Origin of the sequence: Achromobacter sp. GbtcB20 (assembly GCF_019091095.1) — a bacterium.
Classification (GTDB): Bacteria; Pseudomonadota; Gammaproteobacteria; order Burkholderiales; family Burkholderiaceae_B; genus Achromobacter; species Achromobacter mucicolens.
Window position 1 is genome coordinate 16,283 of record NZ_JAGXJZ010000034.1, and the last position, 15,123, is coordinate 31,405.

Annotated in this window: 11 protein-coding genes; all 11 read right to left on the reverse strand. The window is 67.6% G+C overall.

Translation table 11 applies throughout. The features are described 5' to 3' along the window. Nucleotides 1-25: 25 nt before the first annotated feature. Entirely contained in the window at nucleotides 26-3,100 is a 3,075-nt protein-coding gene (gene flhF / locus KVT32_RS26150) for a flagellar biosynthesis protein FlhF (protein ID WP_152384171.1), read from the reverse strand. Continuing rightward, complete coding sequence (gene flhA / locus KVT32_RS26155) at nucleotides 3,097-5,217, reverse strand: flagellar biosynthesis protein FlhA (protein WP_056316595.1); 2,121 nt, start codon at nucleotides 5,215-5,217, stop codon at nucleotides 3,097-3,099. Before flhA ends, flhF begins: the two co-directional genes overlap by 4 nt. A 3-nt stretch (nucleotides 5,218-5,220) precedes the next feature. Further along, nucleotides 5,221-6,375: a flagellar biosynthesis protein FlhB gene (gene flhB / locus KVT32_RS26160; RefSeq protein ID WP_056316590.1), complete on the reverse strand. Its 1,155-nt coding sequence runs from the start codon at nucleotides 6,373-6,375 to the stop codon at nucleotides 5,221-5,223. Between the two features lie 161 nt (nucleotides 6,376-6,536). Further along, complete coding sequence (locus KVT32_RS26165) at nucleotides 6,537-8,087, reverse strand: methyl-accepting chemotaxis protein (RefSeq protein WP_371825619.1); 1,551 nt, start codon at nucleotides 8,085-8,087, stop codon at nucleotides 6,537-6,539. A 237-nt stretch (nucleotides 8,088-8,324) separates the two neighbouring features. Continuing rightward, nucleotides 8,325-8,957: a protein phosphatase CheZ gene (cheZ, locus tag KVT32_RS26170; protein WP_056316587.1), complete on the reverse strand. Its 633-nt coding sequence runs from the start codon at nucleotides 8,955-8,957 to the stop codon at nucleotides 8,325-8,327. Between the two features lie 8 nt (nucleotides 8,958-8,965). Continuing rightward, nucleotides 8,966-9,355, reverse strand: a complete 390-nt coding sequence (cheY, locus tag KVT32_RS26175; RefSeq protein ID WP_056316584.1) for a chemotaxis response regulator CheY — start codon at nucleotides 9,353-9,355, stop codon at nucleotides 8,966-8,968. 51 nt (nucleotides 9,356-9,406) lie between these two features. Then, nucleotides 9,407-10,465, reverse strand: coding sequence for a chemotaxis response regulator protein-glutamate methylesterase (locus KVT32_RS26180; protein ID WP_152384170.1), 1,059 nt, complete (start codon nucleotides 10,463-10,465; stop codon nucleotides 9,407-9,409). 22 nt (nucleotides 10,466-10,487) lie between these two features. Next, nucleotides 10,488-11,342, reverse strand: a complete 855-nt coding sequence (locus KVT32_RS26185; protein ID WP_056316578.1) for a CheR family methyltransferase — start codon at nucleotides 11,340-11,342, stop codon at nucleotides 10,488-10,490. 8 nt (nucleotides 11,343-11,350) lie between these two features. After that, nucleotides 11,351-13,054, reverse strand: a complete 1,704-nt coding sequence (locus KVT32_RS26190) for a methyl-accepting chemotaxis protein (protein ID WP_142049169.1) — start codon at nucleotides 13,052-13,054, stop codon at nucleotides 11,351-11,353. A 93-nt stretch (nucleotides 13,055-13,147) separates the two neighbouring features. Beyond that, on the reverse strand, nucleotides 13,148-13,648 hold the full coding sequence (gene cheW / locus KVT32_RS26195) for a chemotaxis protein CheW (protein WP_056316575.1): 501 nt from the start codon (nucleotides 13,646-13,648) through the stop codon (nucleotides 13,148-13,150). Between the two features lie 16 nt (nucleotides 13,649-13,664). Beyond that, nucleotides 13,665-15,123: chemotaxis protein CheW (locus tag KVT32_RS26200; RefSeq protein WP_254637028.1), on the reverse strand; the 1,459-nt coding region annotated here is incomplete at its 5' end.

A 15,123-nucleotide genomic window follows, 5' to 3' on the forward strand; every position in this document is an offset into this window, starting at 1 on the left:
GGCCGCCCGGTCGCCGGGCGCGGCTTCACGCCCCGCCCGTCATCTCCAGCAGCGCAAACATCTTCAGCAGCGCCACCGGCAGCATCTTGCCGGACAGCTTGCGTTCGGTGCCCACGATGCCCGACAGCGGGCCGCGCACGACGTCGGCCGCTGGCGAATGGGCCAGTTGCCAGCAGGCGGCGCCCAGCTGGCCGGCCATCAGCGACTGGCGCGCCAGCGTGTGGGCGCCGTCGACCGCGGGCAGCGCTTGCCACGCATTGGCCATGTAGCGGAACGCGGCCTTGGCCTCGTCTTGCAGGACCAGCCAGCGCGCGATCGTCGCGGCGTCGGCCTGCGAGGCCGGCAGGTTGGTGGCGCCGAACAACTGGCCAGCGACCTCGCCGGTCACGGTGTCGATCAGCCGCGCGCAGATGAGGCGCACGCTGGCGCCCTGCCCCTTGCCCGGCAGCACGACTTCGGTGCCCGATGCCCACAGCGCGAGCGGCACGGTCTTGCCGCCCGCCGCGAGGCGCAGGCCCGGCATGTCGCCGGGCTGGCCCACGGGCAGATAGCCCACGCTCTTGCCGACAGCATTCAGGTTGGTCGGGCACTCGTCCTGGATCACCCGCAGGCCGCCCGGGCAACGAGCCACCCACGACACGCCCTGCTCGGAGAATGGTTGCCACAGCGCAACCGTGCCCGCTTCCAGCATGTGAACCAGCGGCACGGACTGCAGGCGCTCGCCCAGCCACGTCACGCGCGATTGCAGGGCCAGCGCCGGATCCGGCTGGGCCGGCGCGGCAGGCGCAAACGAACTCAGCATGCCGTGCGGCAGCACCAGTTGCTGCGCGGGCGCGGCAAGCGCGGCGCCACGATCGCTCATCAGCAGTGCGCCGAGCAGCGCGCCGCCGGGCAAGGCGTCGCCCTTCATGGCGGTCTTGCCGTGCATCACAAGCAGGTTGCGGGTGCAGGCGGCGGAGAATTCCCGGCGCGCCATCGACAGCGGCTCGTCGCCCAGCGCGGCCAGGCTGGAACCCGCGCCGTCGCTGACGTATTCACGCCAGGCGGTGCGCGCCTGCAGGCACGCCGGGTCGTTGTCCAGCCACGAAATCGTATCGTCCAGGCTTTGCGCCGCGGCAATCGACCCCGCCCCCGCCTGCTGCGGCAGGATCGCCGAGGCCAGCAGTTGGCGGCGGCGCGCCGGATCCACGGCGTCCGGTTCGCGCGACGACGACACCAGCGACGCCAGATCGGCCTCGCTCGGGGTGTACAGCGCACGGGCACGCTCCACCATCGAGAACGCGCGGTCGATCAGCACGTCTGCGCGCGCCAGCTCCATGTGCTCGGGCACTTTCTGGCCGACGGACATGTAATGGATCGGCAAGCGGTGGCGGATGGCGGTGTCCAGCGCCGCGCCCAAGCGCGTGGCTTCGTCCAGCTTGGTGATGATGCAGCCGGCGACGTCCTCGCCGACGCCATTGCGGTAGGCGTGCGCGACCTCGTCGAGCGTGTCGCCCTGGCTGGCGGCATTGAGCACCAGCAGCCGGCGCACCGGCTTGCCCGCGTTGCACAGCATCGACGCCTGCTCGGCCACCAGGCGGTCGCGCTGGCTGATGCCGGTCGTGTCGATCAGGACGATCTTGCGGTTGCCCAGCTCGGCCAGGATGCGGCGCAACTCGCCGGCATCGCGCACCGAATGCGCGGGCACGCCCATCAGGCGGCCGTAGATCTGCAATTGTTCCAGCGCGCCGATCCGGAACAGGTCGGTCGTCAGCATGGCGACCTGCTCGCGACCCTCGCGGGCCACGCAGCGCGCGGCCAGCTTGGCCAGCGTCGTGGTCTTGCCCACGCCGGTGGGGCCGACCAGCGCGTACACGCCACCGGCCAGAAATTCGTCTTCGGAACGCACCACCGGCAGGTGCGTCACCAGCTCATTGCGCGCCCAGCTCTGCGCCGCCTCGGCGGAGAGACCTTGCGGCAGGCGTTCGACCAGCGTGCGGACCAATTTGGTGCTGAACCCCGCATCCAGCAGGCTGCGGAATAGCGCGGCGGCGGCCGGCTCCCGGCCCGGACCCTGACGTCCGCCCCACAGCAGGCCGTCCATGCGGGTTTCGAGCGCTCCGCGCAACGCGCTGATGGCATCCTGCAGACCGGCGGCGGTATCGGCAGCCAGCGGCGCGGGCGGCAAACCCTGCGGCGGGCGGACCGGCGCGTCCGGCATGCGGCCCATGGAAGGTGCGGCGGACAAGGAGGCCGGTGGCGCGGCGGACAGGGGCGACGCGGCCGGCGGCATGGCGGGCGGCTGCGCAGGTGTGACGGGCGCCGCGGCGTAACCGCGCGGCGCCTGGTAAGCGGTCGCGGGCGCGGCGGCCATTGCGGCAGCCGCCGGCGCGACAGACGCGGCCATGCGCTCGGGCATGGCGTGTTCCGGCGTCATGCGAGCGGCCGGCGCGGGCACGGGGGCTGCGGCGGCCGAAGGACGGATCGGCGCAAGCGGCGGCAACTCGACGCGGATGGGCGCGGCCGGCTCAGGTGCGGCCGGCTGAGGCGTGGCCGGCTGAGGTGCGACGTGCTGCGGCGCGACCTGCTGAGGCGCGGCGTGCTGAGACCCGACCGGCTGAGACCCGACCGGCACGGCGGCGGCGGGCGCAGCCGTTGCCGAACCAGGTATCGCAGAAGCCGGCGCGAAGTCCATCGGCGATGCCAACGTTTCCGACGCAGGCTGCGCGGACGCCGCATAAGCGGACTGGTAGGCGGCAATGGACCGCGCCGGCGCCGCGTAGCTGGCCGGCGACATGGCCGGCGACATGGCTGGCGGCATCCCCGGCGGCATGGCCGGCATGTTGGCCGGCGCCCCTTGCGGCCGCTCCATCCCGGCAGGCGCGCCGAACGACGGTGCCGCGGCTGGGCGCTGCGGCGCGGGCTGCGCATGAGCCGGCGCCTCGCGCGGCGGCGTCTGCGGTGGCGGCGCATCGTCGAACGCGCCATCAACGGTGGCCAGCACCTCGATGCCGCCCTCGACGCTGCGGTTCGACACGATCAACGCGTCCGGCCCGAGGGCCTCGCGCACCTGGCGCATCACGTCACGGGTGTTTGCCCCGTAAAAGCGGCTGATCTTCATTGCCCATTGCTCCCGCCGATCAGCGCCGTCACGCGGACGATGCGCTCATCGGGAATTTCCGTATTCGACAAGACGCCCAACTGCGGCAGATGATGGCGCAGGAAGCGCGACAGCGGCGCGCGCAACACCGGCGACACCAGCAGCACCGGCGCATTGCCCTGCGATTCCTGCCGTTCGACCGCCGCCTGCGCCTCGCGCAGCAGCGTGTCGGCCAGACCCGGCTCCAGGCCGCCGCTGGTCGTCATGGCCTGCGACAGCACGCGTTCCAGCTTCACATCCAGCCCGATCACGCGCAGCTCGCCCTCGCCCGGGAACCACTGCTGCGTGATGGCGCGGCCCAGCGCGCGGCGCGTCAGCGCGATCAATTCGTTGATGTCGGGCTGACCACCCGAACCGGCGGCCAGCGCCGCCAGACGCGGACCGTGCTCGGACAGCGTGTCGATGATGGTGCGCATGTCGCGGATCGGCACTTCTTCGGACAGCAGGCCCTGCAGCACCTTCTGCAGCGCGGTCAGCGACAGCGTCTTGGGCACCAAGTCCTCGACCAGCTTGGGCGCGTCGCGGCCGATGCGATCCAGCAGCTGCTGCACTTCCTGGCGGCCCAGCAGGTTCGACCCGTGGCGGTGCATCAGGTGATTCAGGTGGGTGGCCACGACCGTGCCCGCATCCACCACCGTATAGCCGGCCACCTGGGCCTGGTCGCGCAGCGAACTGTCGATCCACAGCGCCGGCAGGCCGAACGCCGGATCGGTCGTCGGGGTGCCCTTGATCTGCATGGTCACGCCGCCCGGGTCGATGGCCAGCCACTGGCCGGGCATCGCCACGCCGTTGCCCACTTCCACGCCCGACAGCAGGATGCGGTAATCGTTGGGCTTGAGTTCCAGGTTGTCGCGGATGTGCACGACCGGCGGCAGAAAGCCCACGTCCTGCGCAAACTTCTTGCGCAGGCTGCGGATGCGGTGCAGCAGCTCGCCGTTCTGGGCGTGGTCCACCAGCGGGATCAGGCGGTAGCCGACCTCCAGCCCCAGTTGGTCCACCATCGACACGTCTTCCCAGCTTGCCTCGGCGGCCGCGGCCTGCGCCTGGGTGATCGCCTGCGGCGGTATCTCTTCGGCCGCCACCGCGGCGGCCTGCTTGCGTTTGAGCAATGCCCAGCCGCCCCAGCCCAGCGCGCCGGCCAGGGTCAGGAAGGCGATGTGGGGCATGTTGGGGATGAGGCCCATGATGCCGATGATGCCGGCGGTCAGGAACAGCACGCTCGGGTTCGAGAACAGCTGGCTGATGATCTGCTGGCCGATGTCCTGGTCCGTCGACACGCGCGACACGACCACGCCGGCGGCGGTGGAGATCACCAGCGCCGGGATCTGGGCCACGAGGCCGTCACCGATGGTCAGCAGCGTGTAGACGCGGCCGGCTTCGCCCATGGACATGTCGTGTTGCGCCACGCCCACGACCAGGCCGCCGATGACGTTGATCGCCATGATGAGCAGGCCGGCGATGGCGTCGCCGCGCACGAACTTGCTGGCGCCGTCCATCGAGCCGAAGAAGTCCGACTCCTGCGACACTTCCGCGCGGCGCTTGCGCGCCTCGTCCTCGCCGATCAGGCCGGCGTTCAGGTCCGCGTCGATCGCCATCTGCTTGCCGGGCATGGCGTCCAGGGTGAAGCGCGCACCGACTTCGGCGATACGGCCCGCACCCTTGGTGATGACGATGAAGTTGATGATGGTCAGGATGACGAAGACGATGATCCCGACCGCGAAGTTGCCGCCCACCAGGAAGTGGCCGAAGGCCTCGATCACCTTGCCCGCGGCGTCCGGACCCGTGTGACCATGCAGCAGCACGACGCGCGTGGACGCGACGTTCAGCGACAGGCGCAGCAGCGTCGCAAACAGCAGCACGGCCGGGAACGCGGCAAAATCCAGCGGCTTGCGCGTGAACATGGCCACCAGCAGGATCATCACGGACAACGCGATGTTGAAGGTGAACAGCAGGTCCAGGAGGAACGTGGGCAGGGGCAGCACCATCATGCCCAGCACCATCACGATCAGGATGGGACCCGCCAGCAGCCGCGCGTGCGTGCCGCCGTTACTCTTCAACATGGTGAGCAGTGCGCTCATTCCTTAAACTCCTTGTGCTGCGGTTTTTGCCTGCGGGTCCAGTTCGGCTGGCACGTTCAGTTTCGTGGGGGCCATCGGTTCATGCCCCCAGCCCGAGCGCCAGGATCGTAGCTGGAATACCCATGCCAGCACTTCCGCCACCGCGGTATACAGCTCGGCCGGGATTTCTTGTCCCAGCTCGACGTGTTGATGCAATGCGCGCGCCAGCGGCGGCGCTTCCAATGTGGGAATCTTGTTCTCGGCGGCCAGTTCGCGGATCTTCGCGGCGATCAGGCCCGTGCCCTTGGCCAGCACGCGCGGCGCGCCGCCCTTCGATTCGTCGTACTTCAGCGCCACTGCGTAGTGCGTCGGGTTCGTCACGACGACGTCGGCCTTGGGCACCTCGGACATCATGCGGCGGCGGGCGGCCTGGCGCTGCTGCTGCCGGATACGCGCCTTGACGTGCGGATCGCCTTCGCTTTCCTTGTGTTCCTGGCGCACGTCCTCCTTGGACATCCGCAGCTTCTTCAAATGGCTCCAGATCTGCCAGGGCACGTCCAGCAAAACGATGATGAGGAGCGAGGCCACGATGAAGGCGCAGCACATCGCCACCAGGCTGAGCGCCTTGGTCAGCGCGGCCGACGGCGCCACGTGCATCAGCCCCAACATGTCGTCGTGATAGCGCCAGATGACCCAGACGGCCACGCCGCCGACCAGCATGGCCTTGGCCAGCGCCTTGATCAGCTCCACCACCGTCTGCGACGAGAACATGCGCTTCAAGCCCGCCAGCGGGCTGAGCTTGGAGAAATTGGGCTGCAAGGGCTTGGTCGAAATGACCAGGCCGCCCAGCACGACGCTGGACAGCACCGCCACCACCGCCAGCAGCCCAAAGATCGGCAACAGCACCATCAGCGCGTGACCGAAGCCGCTCACCGCCTGCTCGACCATCACCCCCGGATCCAGCGCGACGCGCTGATCGAACGCCAGCCCGCTGCGCAGCACGCCGGTCAGGCCCTGGTACAGCGATCCTCCGCCCGCCCAGATCGCCGCAACGCCCACCGCCAGCATCATGAACGTGCCCAGTTCCCGGGAACGCGCAATCTGCCCCTCCTCGCGCGCCTTTTCCAGGCGCCTGGGAGAGGCGGCTTCGGTTTTCTCGAGGTCGCTTTCTTCGGACATGCTCTACGGGATTGTTGCGGCTCGCTGACGTGGGAATGCAAGCCGCCCGCCGAGATTCTAGGAGGCGCCGGGGGATGGCGATATGCCAAGAAAAGGGGGGAAAGCGGCGCTATTCCCAGATGCGCCGCCGGCTGCCGGCCAGCCCCCCGGGAGCAGCCGCCTCAGCCCGCCGCCTGGGCCACCCGGCCGCTGGCGGCGTGGCCGTCCAGGATGGCCTGAAAGCGAGCGTAATCCAGCCCGATGCGCACGGCGCCCCAGTGTTCCGGCCCCAGATAAATGGGCAGGGAAATGTCGTTGACGATCTCGCCGGTGTCGCGGGAATACGTCTGGAACAGCTGCGCGCCGGTGTTGGCGGCCAGCCGGGCGCCCACGGGGTCGTCGAAGATGCGCTTGTTGCGCACCCGCGCGATGTCGATCTTCGGATCGCCGGTCGGCGCCAGCGAGAACCGGCTGTTGTGGGCGGGCGCGTAGCCCCGGTTATCCACCAGAATCGTATAGATGGCGCCCGGCACGGCCTCCAGCACGCTGTCGAGCAGCCGCGTGAGCGGCTCGTCGATCGCGCGGTCGTAAGCCGTGTGATAACGCGGCGGCTCGCTGCCGGCAATGCGCTGGTAATGGCGGTCGAACACGTCCACGCCGCGCCGCCGGGCGTCCTGCAGCAGACCGGCCGCCGCACCGGCAAACGCCTCCAGCGATTCCGACAGGCTGTCGAACGCGGTGCCACCCGTGCGCATGTCGGCCAGCACTTCCTGCACGCTTTCGGTCTGCCGCCGGATGCGATCGATCTCGCCCGACATGCTGCCCACGCGTTCCAGCACGTCTGCGCTCAAGGCCGCGATGCGCCCGACCTCCTCACTCATGCCGTGGTTGGTGGCATCGACCTCGCCGATGGCCTGGACCACGTCGCTCACCTGCCGGTTCATGCTGTCGAAGTCGCGCACGAAGCGCTCGAAGCCGCGGGAGGTCCGGTCCAGCACCGCGCCCGAGGCGTCCACGTCCTCGCGCAGCGTGCCCGTCTGGCGCTGCGTGGCGCCAACCAGGTCGAGCATCTGCGTCGTGTGGCGGCCGATGTCGCTGGTGGCGGTGTTCACGCGCTCAGCCAGCCGGCCGACCTCGCTGGCCACCACCGCGAAACCGCGGCCCGCGTCCCCAGCCCGGGCGGCCTCCACGCCGGCGTTCAAGGCAAGCAGCTGCGTCTGCAGCGCAATGCCCTTGATTGTCTTGCTGATGTCGCCCACCGACTGCGCGCGCGCCGCCAGTTGCCCCACCACTTCGGTGAAGGCGGCCATCTCATGCGTCATCCGGTCCACGCGCGTCTTGACCTCGGTCAGCTCGGCCAGCGCCTGCCGCGCCGCCTGCAGGTTCTGGCCCGACACCGCGGCAATGTCGCGGGCGTGGGTGGAGGTCGACGCAGACAGATCGGCGATCTGCGCCCCGCTGGCCGCCAGGGCCTCGGCCGCCCTCGCCTGCTCGCGCGCCAGCAATGAGCAGCGCCCCGCCTGGAATTGCGTGCGCGCCGCGTTCAGCGCAATCTCGATGCTGGATTGGCGCACGGTCATGATCCGAAGCCGGATCTGCGCCAGGAACCGGTAGAGCGGCCAGGCGGCCGGACTGAAGGACAAGGGGCGCTCGGACAGCACCGCGTCGCCGCGGTTGAGCCGACGCAACAATCCCCACATGCCGCCCAAGCGGAATACGGATCTGGCCATCATGAACCTCCTCTCCCTGACCCGGACCGCCTGCGTTGGGCATCCGTGGTCTGGCGCGCTGGGCGCGCCTTGTCTCGCGCTGCAAGGCCCCGATTATTGTTGGCAGGAGTCTATCGGCCAGCAGGCGTTTGCGCCCTTAGGGAATACGTCATGAGAAGGAGGGACACGCGCACGAGGCTGGCGCATGCGGGCGGAAAGACGCCGTCTTTCCGCCGCCGGCGGACATCGCGGGCAGCGGGCTCAGAAGCCCAGGCTGGCCAGCAGGTCGTCGACCTGATCCTGGCTGGTGACCACGTCGGTCTTGCCCTGCGGGTTGATCTGCGGGCCGTTGAGCAGGCTGTTGGCTTCGTCGCGGCGCTCTTGCGGCACATTGTCCAGCAGCACCTGCAGCAGTTCGCGTTCGATGGCGCCCACCACGTCCATCATGCGCATGATGACCTGGCCCGTAAGGTCCTGGAAATCCTGCGCCATGATGATTTCCATGAGCTTGGACTGCGTCTGCTGGGTCTGCTTGGGCACGTCGGCCAGGAAGGCACGCGTGTCCTTCACCAATTCGCGCGCTTGCGGCATTTCCAGCGGCTGGTCGTACCACTCTTGCCAGCGGCTATCCAGCGCCTGCGCCGAACGGGCCATGTTGTCCTGGATCGGACCGGCCTGTTCCGTGGCGTTGAGCACGCGGTTGGCGGCCTGCTCGGTCATCTGCGCCACGTACCGCAAGCGGTCGCGGGCGTCGGGAATCGCGTTGGCGGCATCCTTGATCGCCTGGTCCAGGCCCAGCTCGCGCATGCTGTCGCGCAACATGCGCGTCAGCGAGGCGATGCGATGGATCAGGTCGGGCGACTCTGTCGGGTCAACTGTTTCCGTTGAGCTCATCGCACACCTCAGCCGCCAATCTTTTCGAAGATCTTGTTCAGCTTTTCCTCCAGCGTCGCCGCGGTGAAAGGCTTGACCACGTAACCGTTGGCGCCCGCCTGTGCGGCGGCAACGATGTTTTCCTTCTTGGCTTCCGCCGTCACCATCAGCACCGGCAGCGATGCCAGCGACGCGTCGGCGCGGATCTGCTTGAGCATCTCCAGGCCGTCCAGGTTCGGCATGTTCCAGTCGGACACCACGAACTGGAAGCCGCCGTTGCGCAGCTTCTCCAGGCCAATGGCGCCGTCCTCTGCCTCATCCACGTTTTCGAAACCCAGCTCCTTGAGCAGGTTGCGGATGATCCGCCGCATGGTGGGGAAATCATCCACCACCAGAATCTTCAGGCCCTTGTCTACCATCTTTCACTCCAGAAAAAATTTGCTTGGGATCGATCGTGGCGTCAGTCCGCGTTAAACGCGGTGCCCACGGTCGCCCAGGCGAGTCAGAATGCGTTCGCTCATCGCCGACAACGGCACCACTTCACTTGCAGCCCCGATAGCGATGGCCTCGCGGGGCATGCCGAAGACCACGCAGCTTGCTTCGTCCTGCGCGATCGTGTGCGCGCCCGCCCGATGCATGGCCAGCATGCCGGTGGCGCCATCCTTGCCCATGCCCGTCAGGATCACGCCGATGGCGTTCTTGCCCGCCGCGACGGCCGCGGAGTTGAATAGCACGTCCACGGACGGACGGTGGCGGTTGACCGGTTCGCTGGCTTCCAGCTCGATGACGTAGTTGGCGCCGCTGCGGCCCAGGCGCATGTGCATCTCGCCGCCCGGGGCCAGGTACACGTGACCGGGCAGCACGCGCTCGCCATGCACGGCCTCGCGCACGGTCACGGCGCACAGCGCGTCCAGGCGCTGCGCGAACGACCGCGTGAAGCCGGCCGGCATGTGCTGCGTGATCAGGATCGCCGGGCTGTCCGGCGGCAACGGTTGCAAGACTTCGCGGATGGCCTCGGTGCCGCCGGTGGAAGCGCCGACGATCACGAGCTTTTCCGAGCTGGACAGCGGACGGCGCAGCATGGGCGCCGGCGCGGCCTGCGCCGCATGAGGCGTCGGGGCGCGCAGCTTGGCGCGCGACGCGGCGCGGATCTTGTCGGCGATGAGTTCCGTGTATTCAAGCAGCCCGTCGCGGATGCCCAGCTTGGGTTTGGTCACGAAGTCGATCGCGCCCAATTCCAGCGCGCGCAGCGTGATTTCGCCGCCACGTTCGGTCAGCGACGACACCATCACCACCGGCATGGGGCGAAGGCGCATCAGCTTTTCCAGGAAATCCAGCCCGTCCATGCGGGGCATTTCCACGTCCAGCGTCAGCACGTCAGGGTTGTGGCGCTTGATGAGCTCGCGGGCGACCAGCGGATCGGGCGCGGTCGCGACCACTTCCATATCCGGCTGGCTGTTGATGATCTCGGTCATCAGGCCGCGCACCAGCGCGGAGTCATCCACACACAAAACGCTAATTTTCTTCATCTTGTTTGCTGCCCTGGCCCGGTCAGGCCTTATTTGCGCATTCATAGACCGTCTGCCCGCGCAGACGGAAATCGCGGCTGATGTACGTGAAGTTCTCGGAATGGCCGGCAAACAGCAGGCCGCCCGGCTTCATGAGCGGCACAAACCGCTCCAGGATCTTGGCCTGCGTCGGCTTGTCGAAATAGATCATGATGTTGCGGCAGAAGATCACATCGAACTTCTCGGTGATCCCCCACGATGGCGACAACAGGTTCAGCGTCTCGTAGCGCACCATCTCGGCGATCTCGGGGCGCACCCGCACGTGCCCTTCGTTCGCGCCGCGGCCCTTCAGGAAAAACCGGCGCAGGCGCTCGGTCTCCATCTTCGCGACGCGCTCGTTCGGATAGACGCCCGTGCGCGCGCGCTGCAGCACGTTGGTGTCGATGTCGGTCGCCAGCACGGTGGAACCCGCGCCCCGGGGCCCCAGGGCCTCGGTCAGCGTGATGGCGATCGAGTAAGGTTCTTCGCCCGTCGAGGCCGCGCAGCACCAGACCGAAACCGGCCCGCCGCGCTTCTTCGCGAAGTCGGCAAGGATGGGAAAGTGATGCGATTCGCGGAAAAACGCGGTCAGGTTCGTCGTGAGCGCGTTGATGAAATCTTCCCACTCCGCCGAGTCAGGCTCGTTCTCCAGGCTATCCAGATAGCTGGCGAAATCCTGCCCGCCCAGCGCACGCAGGCGGCGCGCAAGGCGGCTGTAGACCATCTCGCGCTTGTGCGTGCCCAGCGAAATGCCGGCCCGCGCGTGGATCATCTTGCGGACGCGGGAAAAGTCCGCGTCCCGGAAATCAAACTGGCGGTCCACCGGAATGGACGGCGCCGTATTCGCCGAAGTTGCCACGCGTATCCTCAGCGTCCCAGTGCAGGCGCATCGGGCGCATGCAGACGGGCGTCGTCATAGGTGGCGTGCACCGAAGACAGCCGATGCGCCGGCACTTCGATGACCTCGCCCGTGTTGATCTTGAATACGGCCACTGCTTCGGCGAGGCGCTGGGCCTGCTCCTGCAGCGAGCCGGCGGCGGCCGCGGCCTCTTCCACCAGCGCCGCGTTCTGCTGCGTCACTTCATCCATCTGCGACACCGCGCGGTTCACCTGGTCGATGCCGCTGGACTGCTCTTCGGACGCCGCCGAGATCTCGCCCATGATGTCCGTCACGCGTTTTACCGACGCCACGATTTCCTGCATCGTGGAACCGGCGCGTTCGACCTGCTGAGAACCGGCGCCCACCTTGGTCACGGAGTCCTCGATCAGGCCCTTGATTTCCTTGGCCGCCTGCGCGCTGCGCTGGGCCAGCGAGCGCACTTCGCCCGCCACCACGGCAAAGCCCTTGCCCTGCTCACCCGCGCGCGCAGCTTCCACCGCGGCATTCAGCGCCAGGATGTTGGTCTGGAACGCGATGCCGTCGATGACCGAGACAATCTCGGAAATCTTGCGCGAGCTGGCAGAGATGCCTTCCATGGTGTGCACCACTTCCGACACCGCCGCGCCACCGCGCTCGGCCACGTCCGACGCGCTGGCCGCCAACTGGTTGGCCTGGCGCGCGTTGTCCGCGTTCTGCTTGACGGTCGAGGCCAGCTCTTCCATCGAGGCGGCGGTCTCTTCCAGCGAGGCCGCCTGCTGCTCTGTGCGGCTGGACAGATCCGTGTTGCCCGCGGCGATCTCGTGCGAGCCCACGTTGATTTCGTCCACGCCACGGCGCACCGAAGCCACCGTGCGCGTCAGGCTTTCCTGCATGCGCTTGAGCGCCGCAAACAGCTGGCCAATTTCATTCGTGTTGCTGACCTCGACGCGGGCGGTCAGGTCGCCGCTGGCGATGCGGTCGAAATGATGGCCGGCTTCCTTGAGCGGCTGCAGCACGCGGCGGCGCAGGAAGACATACGTGGCAAAGACCAGCAGCGCGGCGATGATGCCGCCGGCGCTCACCGCCATCAGCACGAACTGGTAGCGCACCTGTGCAACTTCAAAGGCGTCCATCATCTTGCTGGCGCGCCAGAAATCGAAGCCTTCAACCGCGCGTGCAAAGCGGCCTTCCAGCGCGTCCTGCACTTTCTGGATCTGCGTCTGGTAGGCCGGCATGTCGGCCTTTTCCAGCGCGCCGATCAGCGGCGTGATGCCTTGCTGCAAGAGGGCCGTGTAAGAATCGTCGATTTCCTTGAGCGCCTCGGCCGCCTCGGCGGGACGCGGCAGCGTCTTGTAGAAATCGAACTCGGCCTGGCCCTTGTTCTGCGACGCCTTGGCCCGCTCCAGAAGGCCTGCGGCCTCGCTGGACAGCCCCTGCGCCAACAAGGTCGGCTGGCCGATGCTGCGCACGATGTCCGCATAGTTGGAGGACGCGGCACGGCCCAGGCCGTTCAGGGTGTCCTTGTAGCTGGATACGACGCGGCTGACGGCGTCGTCCAATTCCTGCGATTGCTTGATTTCGGCCAGCGTCCCGTTGCTGATGCGCAACGACAGCACGCCCAGCGCGGCACCGATCACCAACATGAATGAGAAGAACGCCAGCACCCACAACAGGCTGCTGCGTATCGTCATGTTCGCGAAAAACTTGCGCATCACAAGAACCATCCCTTGACTGCAATCGTTAAAGGAAAGCGCCACATCGCGATCAATATGGCGCCTTTACCCCGCATTCCGGCCGAACTCCGATCAGGAGGCGACCTTCTCCACCAGCGCCATTTCGTCGCTGGTCATCAGCTTTTCAATGTCCACCAGGATCAGCATCCGCTCGTCCACGGTACCCAGACCCGTCAGGTACTCGGTCGACAGCGTGGCGCCGAACTCGGGCGCCGGACGAACCTGGCCGGCGTTCAGCATCAGCACGTCCGACACGCCGTCCACCACGATGCCCACGACACGGCGGTCGAGGTTCAGGATGATGACGACGGTCTGCTCGTTGTATTCGACGCGGCCCAGGTTGAACTTGATGCGCAGGTCGACGATCGGCACGATGATGCCGCGCAGGTTCGTCACGCCCTTGATGAAGGGCGGGACATTCGCGATACGGGTGACCGTGTCGGCGTCGTAGCCGCGGATCTCCTGCACCTTCAGGATGTCGATGCCGTATTCTTCGTCGCCCAGCGTGAAGACCAGGAATTCGCTGCCGACATCTTCATTGCGCGCGGCTTGCGCTTGCGGTTTGGCTGCCATGATTTTTAGAGCTCCATCAATTCAGAACGGCTTCGGGCTGCGACCAGCGTTCCCGGTTGGCGCGCGCGAGCGCAAATACGTCGACAATCAGGGCCACGCTGCCATCGCCAAGAATGGTGGCGGCGGAAATGCCCGGGACCTTGCGGTAATTCGATTCCAGATTCTTCACCACGACCTGGTGCTGCCCGATCAGGTGATCGACCAGCAGCGCAAAGCGGCGGTCCTCGGCCTGCATGATGACGGCGATCGCCTGGGTGGGATCGGTCTGGGCTTCGCCCACCGAGAACACCCGGTGCATCTCGACCAGCGGCAGGTATTCGCCACGCACGTGCATGACGCGTTCGTTGCCGGCGACCGAATAGATCTGGTCATTGGTGGGCTGCAGCGATTCGGTAACGTGGTTCAGCGGCAGGATGAAGGTCTCTTCACCCACGCGCACCGACATGCCGTCCAGAATGGCCAGCGTCAGCGGCAGCACGATGCGCGTCGTGGTGCCGTGGCCCGGCTCGCACGACAGCTGCACGTGGCCGCCCATGTCCTGGATGTTCCGGCGCACCACGTCCATGCCCACGCCGCGGCCGGAGATGTCCGTGACCTTCTCGGCGGTGGAGAAGCCGGGCGCGAAAATCAGCTGCCAGATCTCGTCGTCGGGCGAATTCTCGTTGACGGCTAGGCCTTGCGCCATGGCCTTCTTCAGGATCTTCTCGCGGTTCAGGCCGCCACCGTCGTCGCTGACTTCGATGACGATGTTGCCGCCGTTGTGTTGTGCGGACAGCACCAGCTGGCCGACCGGATCCTTGCCCGCGGCGATCCGCTTTTCAGGCGTTTCGATGCCGTGGTCCAGGCTGTTGCGTACCAGGTGGGTCAGCGGGTCGATGATGCGTTCGATCAGGCTCTTGTCCAGTTCGGTCGCGCGGCCGTAGGTCTGCAGTTCGATCTGCTTGCCCATCTTGCCGGCGATGTCGCGCACGAGGCGCGGGAAGCGGCTGAACACATAATCCATCGGCATCATGCGGATCGACATGACGGCTTCCTGCAGATCGCGCGCGTTGCGCTCGAGCTGCTCCATTCCGTTCAGCAGGCGATCGTGCAGCACCGGATCCAGCGTGGAGGCGGTCTGCGCCAGCATGGCCTGCGTGATGACCAGTTCGCCCACCAGGTTGATCACCTGGTCGACCTTCTCAACGCCGACACGGATCGACGTCGATTCCTTGTCCGCGTGCGCGGCAGCGGACGCAGCGGGACGCGCGGCGCGGGCAGCCGGGGCGCCGGCTTCAGCGGCAGCGGGTTCTGCGGCGTGCGCTTCCGGCGCTTCGGCCACGACCGGCGCTGCGGCGGGGGCCGGCTGCGCCACGGGCGCGGCGGGCGCCGCTTCGGCGGGCGCCGGGGCGGGGGCGCCGGCCGCCCGCGCGGCTCCACGGGCGGGGGTCCGCGGGGGGCCCGCGGCGGGGGGGGAGCGCACGAGCTCGGGGGCT

Coding starts and splice junctions, on each gene's coding strand:
- flhF (WP_152384171.1), bottom strand. CDS start 3,100: ATGAAGATCAGCCGCTTTTACGGGGCAAACACCCGTGACGTGATGCGC.
- flhA (WP_056316595.1), bottom strand. CDS start 5,217: ATGAGCGCACTGCTCACCATGTTGAAGAGTAACGGCGGCACGCACGCG.
- flhB (WP_056316590.1), bottom strand. CDS start 6,375: ATGTCCGAAGAAAGCGACCTCGAGAAAACCGAAGCCGCCTCTCCCAGG.
- KVT32_RS26165 (WP_371825619.1), bottom strand. CDS start 8,087: ATGATGGCCAGATCCGTATTCCGCTTGGGCGGCATGTGGGGATTGTTG.
- cheZ (WP_056316587.1), bottom strand. CDS start 8,957: ATGAGCTCAACGGAAACAGTTGACCCGACAGAGTCGCCCGACCTGATC.
- cheY (WP_056316584.1), bottom strand. CDS start 9,355: ATGGTAGACAAGGGCCTGAAGATTCTGGTGGTGGATGATTTCCCCACC.
- KVT32_RS26180 (WP_152384170.1), bottom strand. CDS start 10,465: ATGAAGAAAATTAGCGTTTTGTGTGTGGATGACTCCGCGCTGGTGCGC.
- KVT32_RS26190 (WP_142049169.1), bottom strand. CDS start 13,054: ATGCGCAAGTTTTTCGCGAACATGACGATACGCAGCAGCCTGTTGTGG.
- cheW (WP_056316575.1), bottom strand. CDS start 13,648: ATGGCAGCCAAACCGCAAGCGCAAGCCGCGCGCAATGAAGATGTCGGC.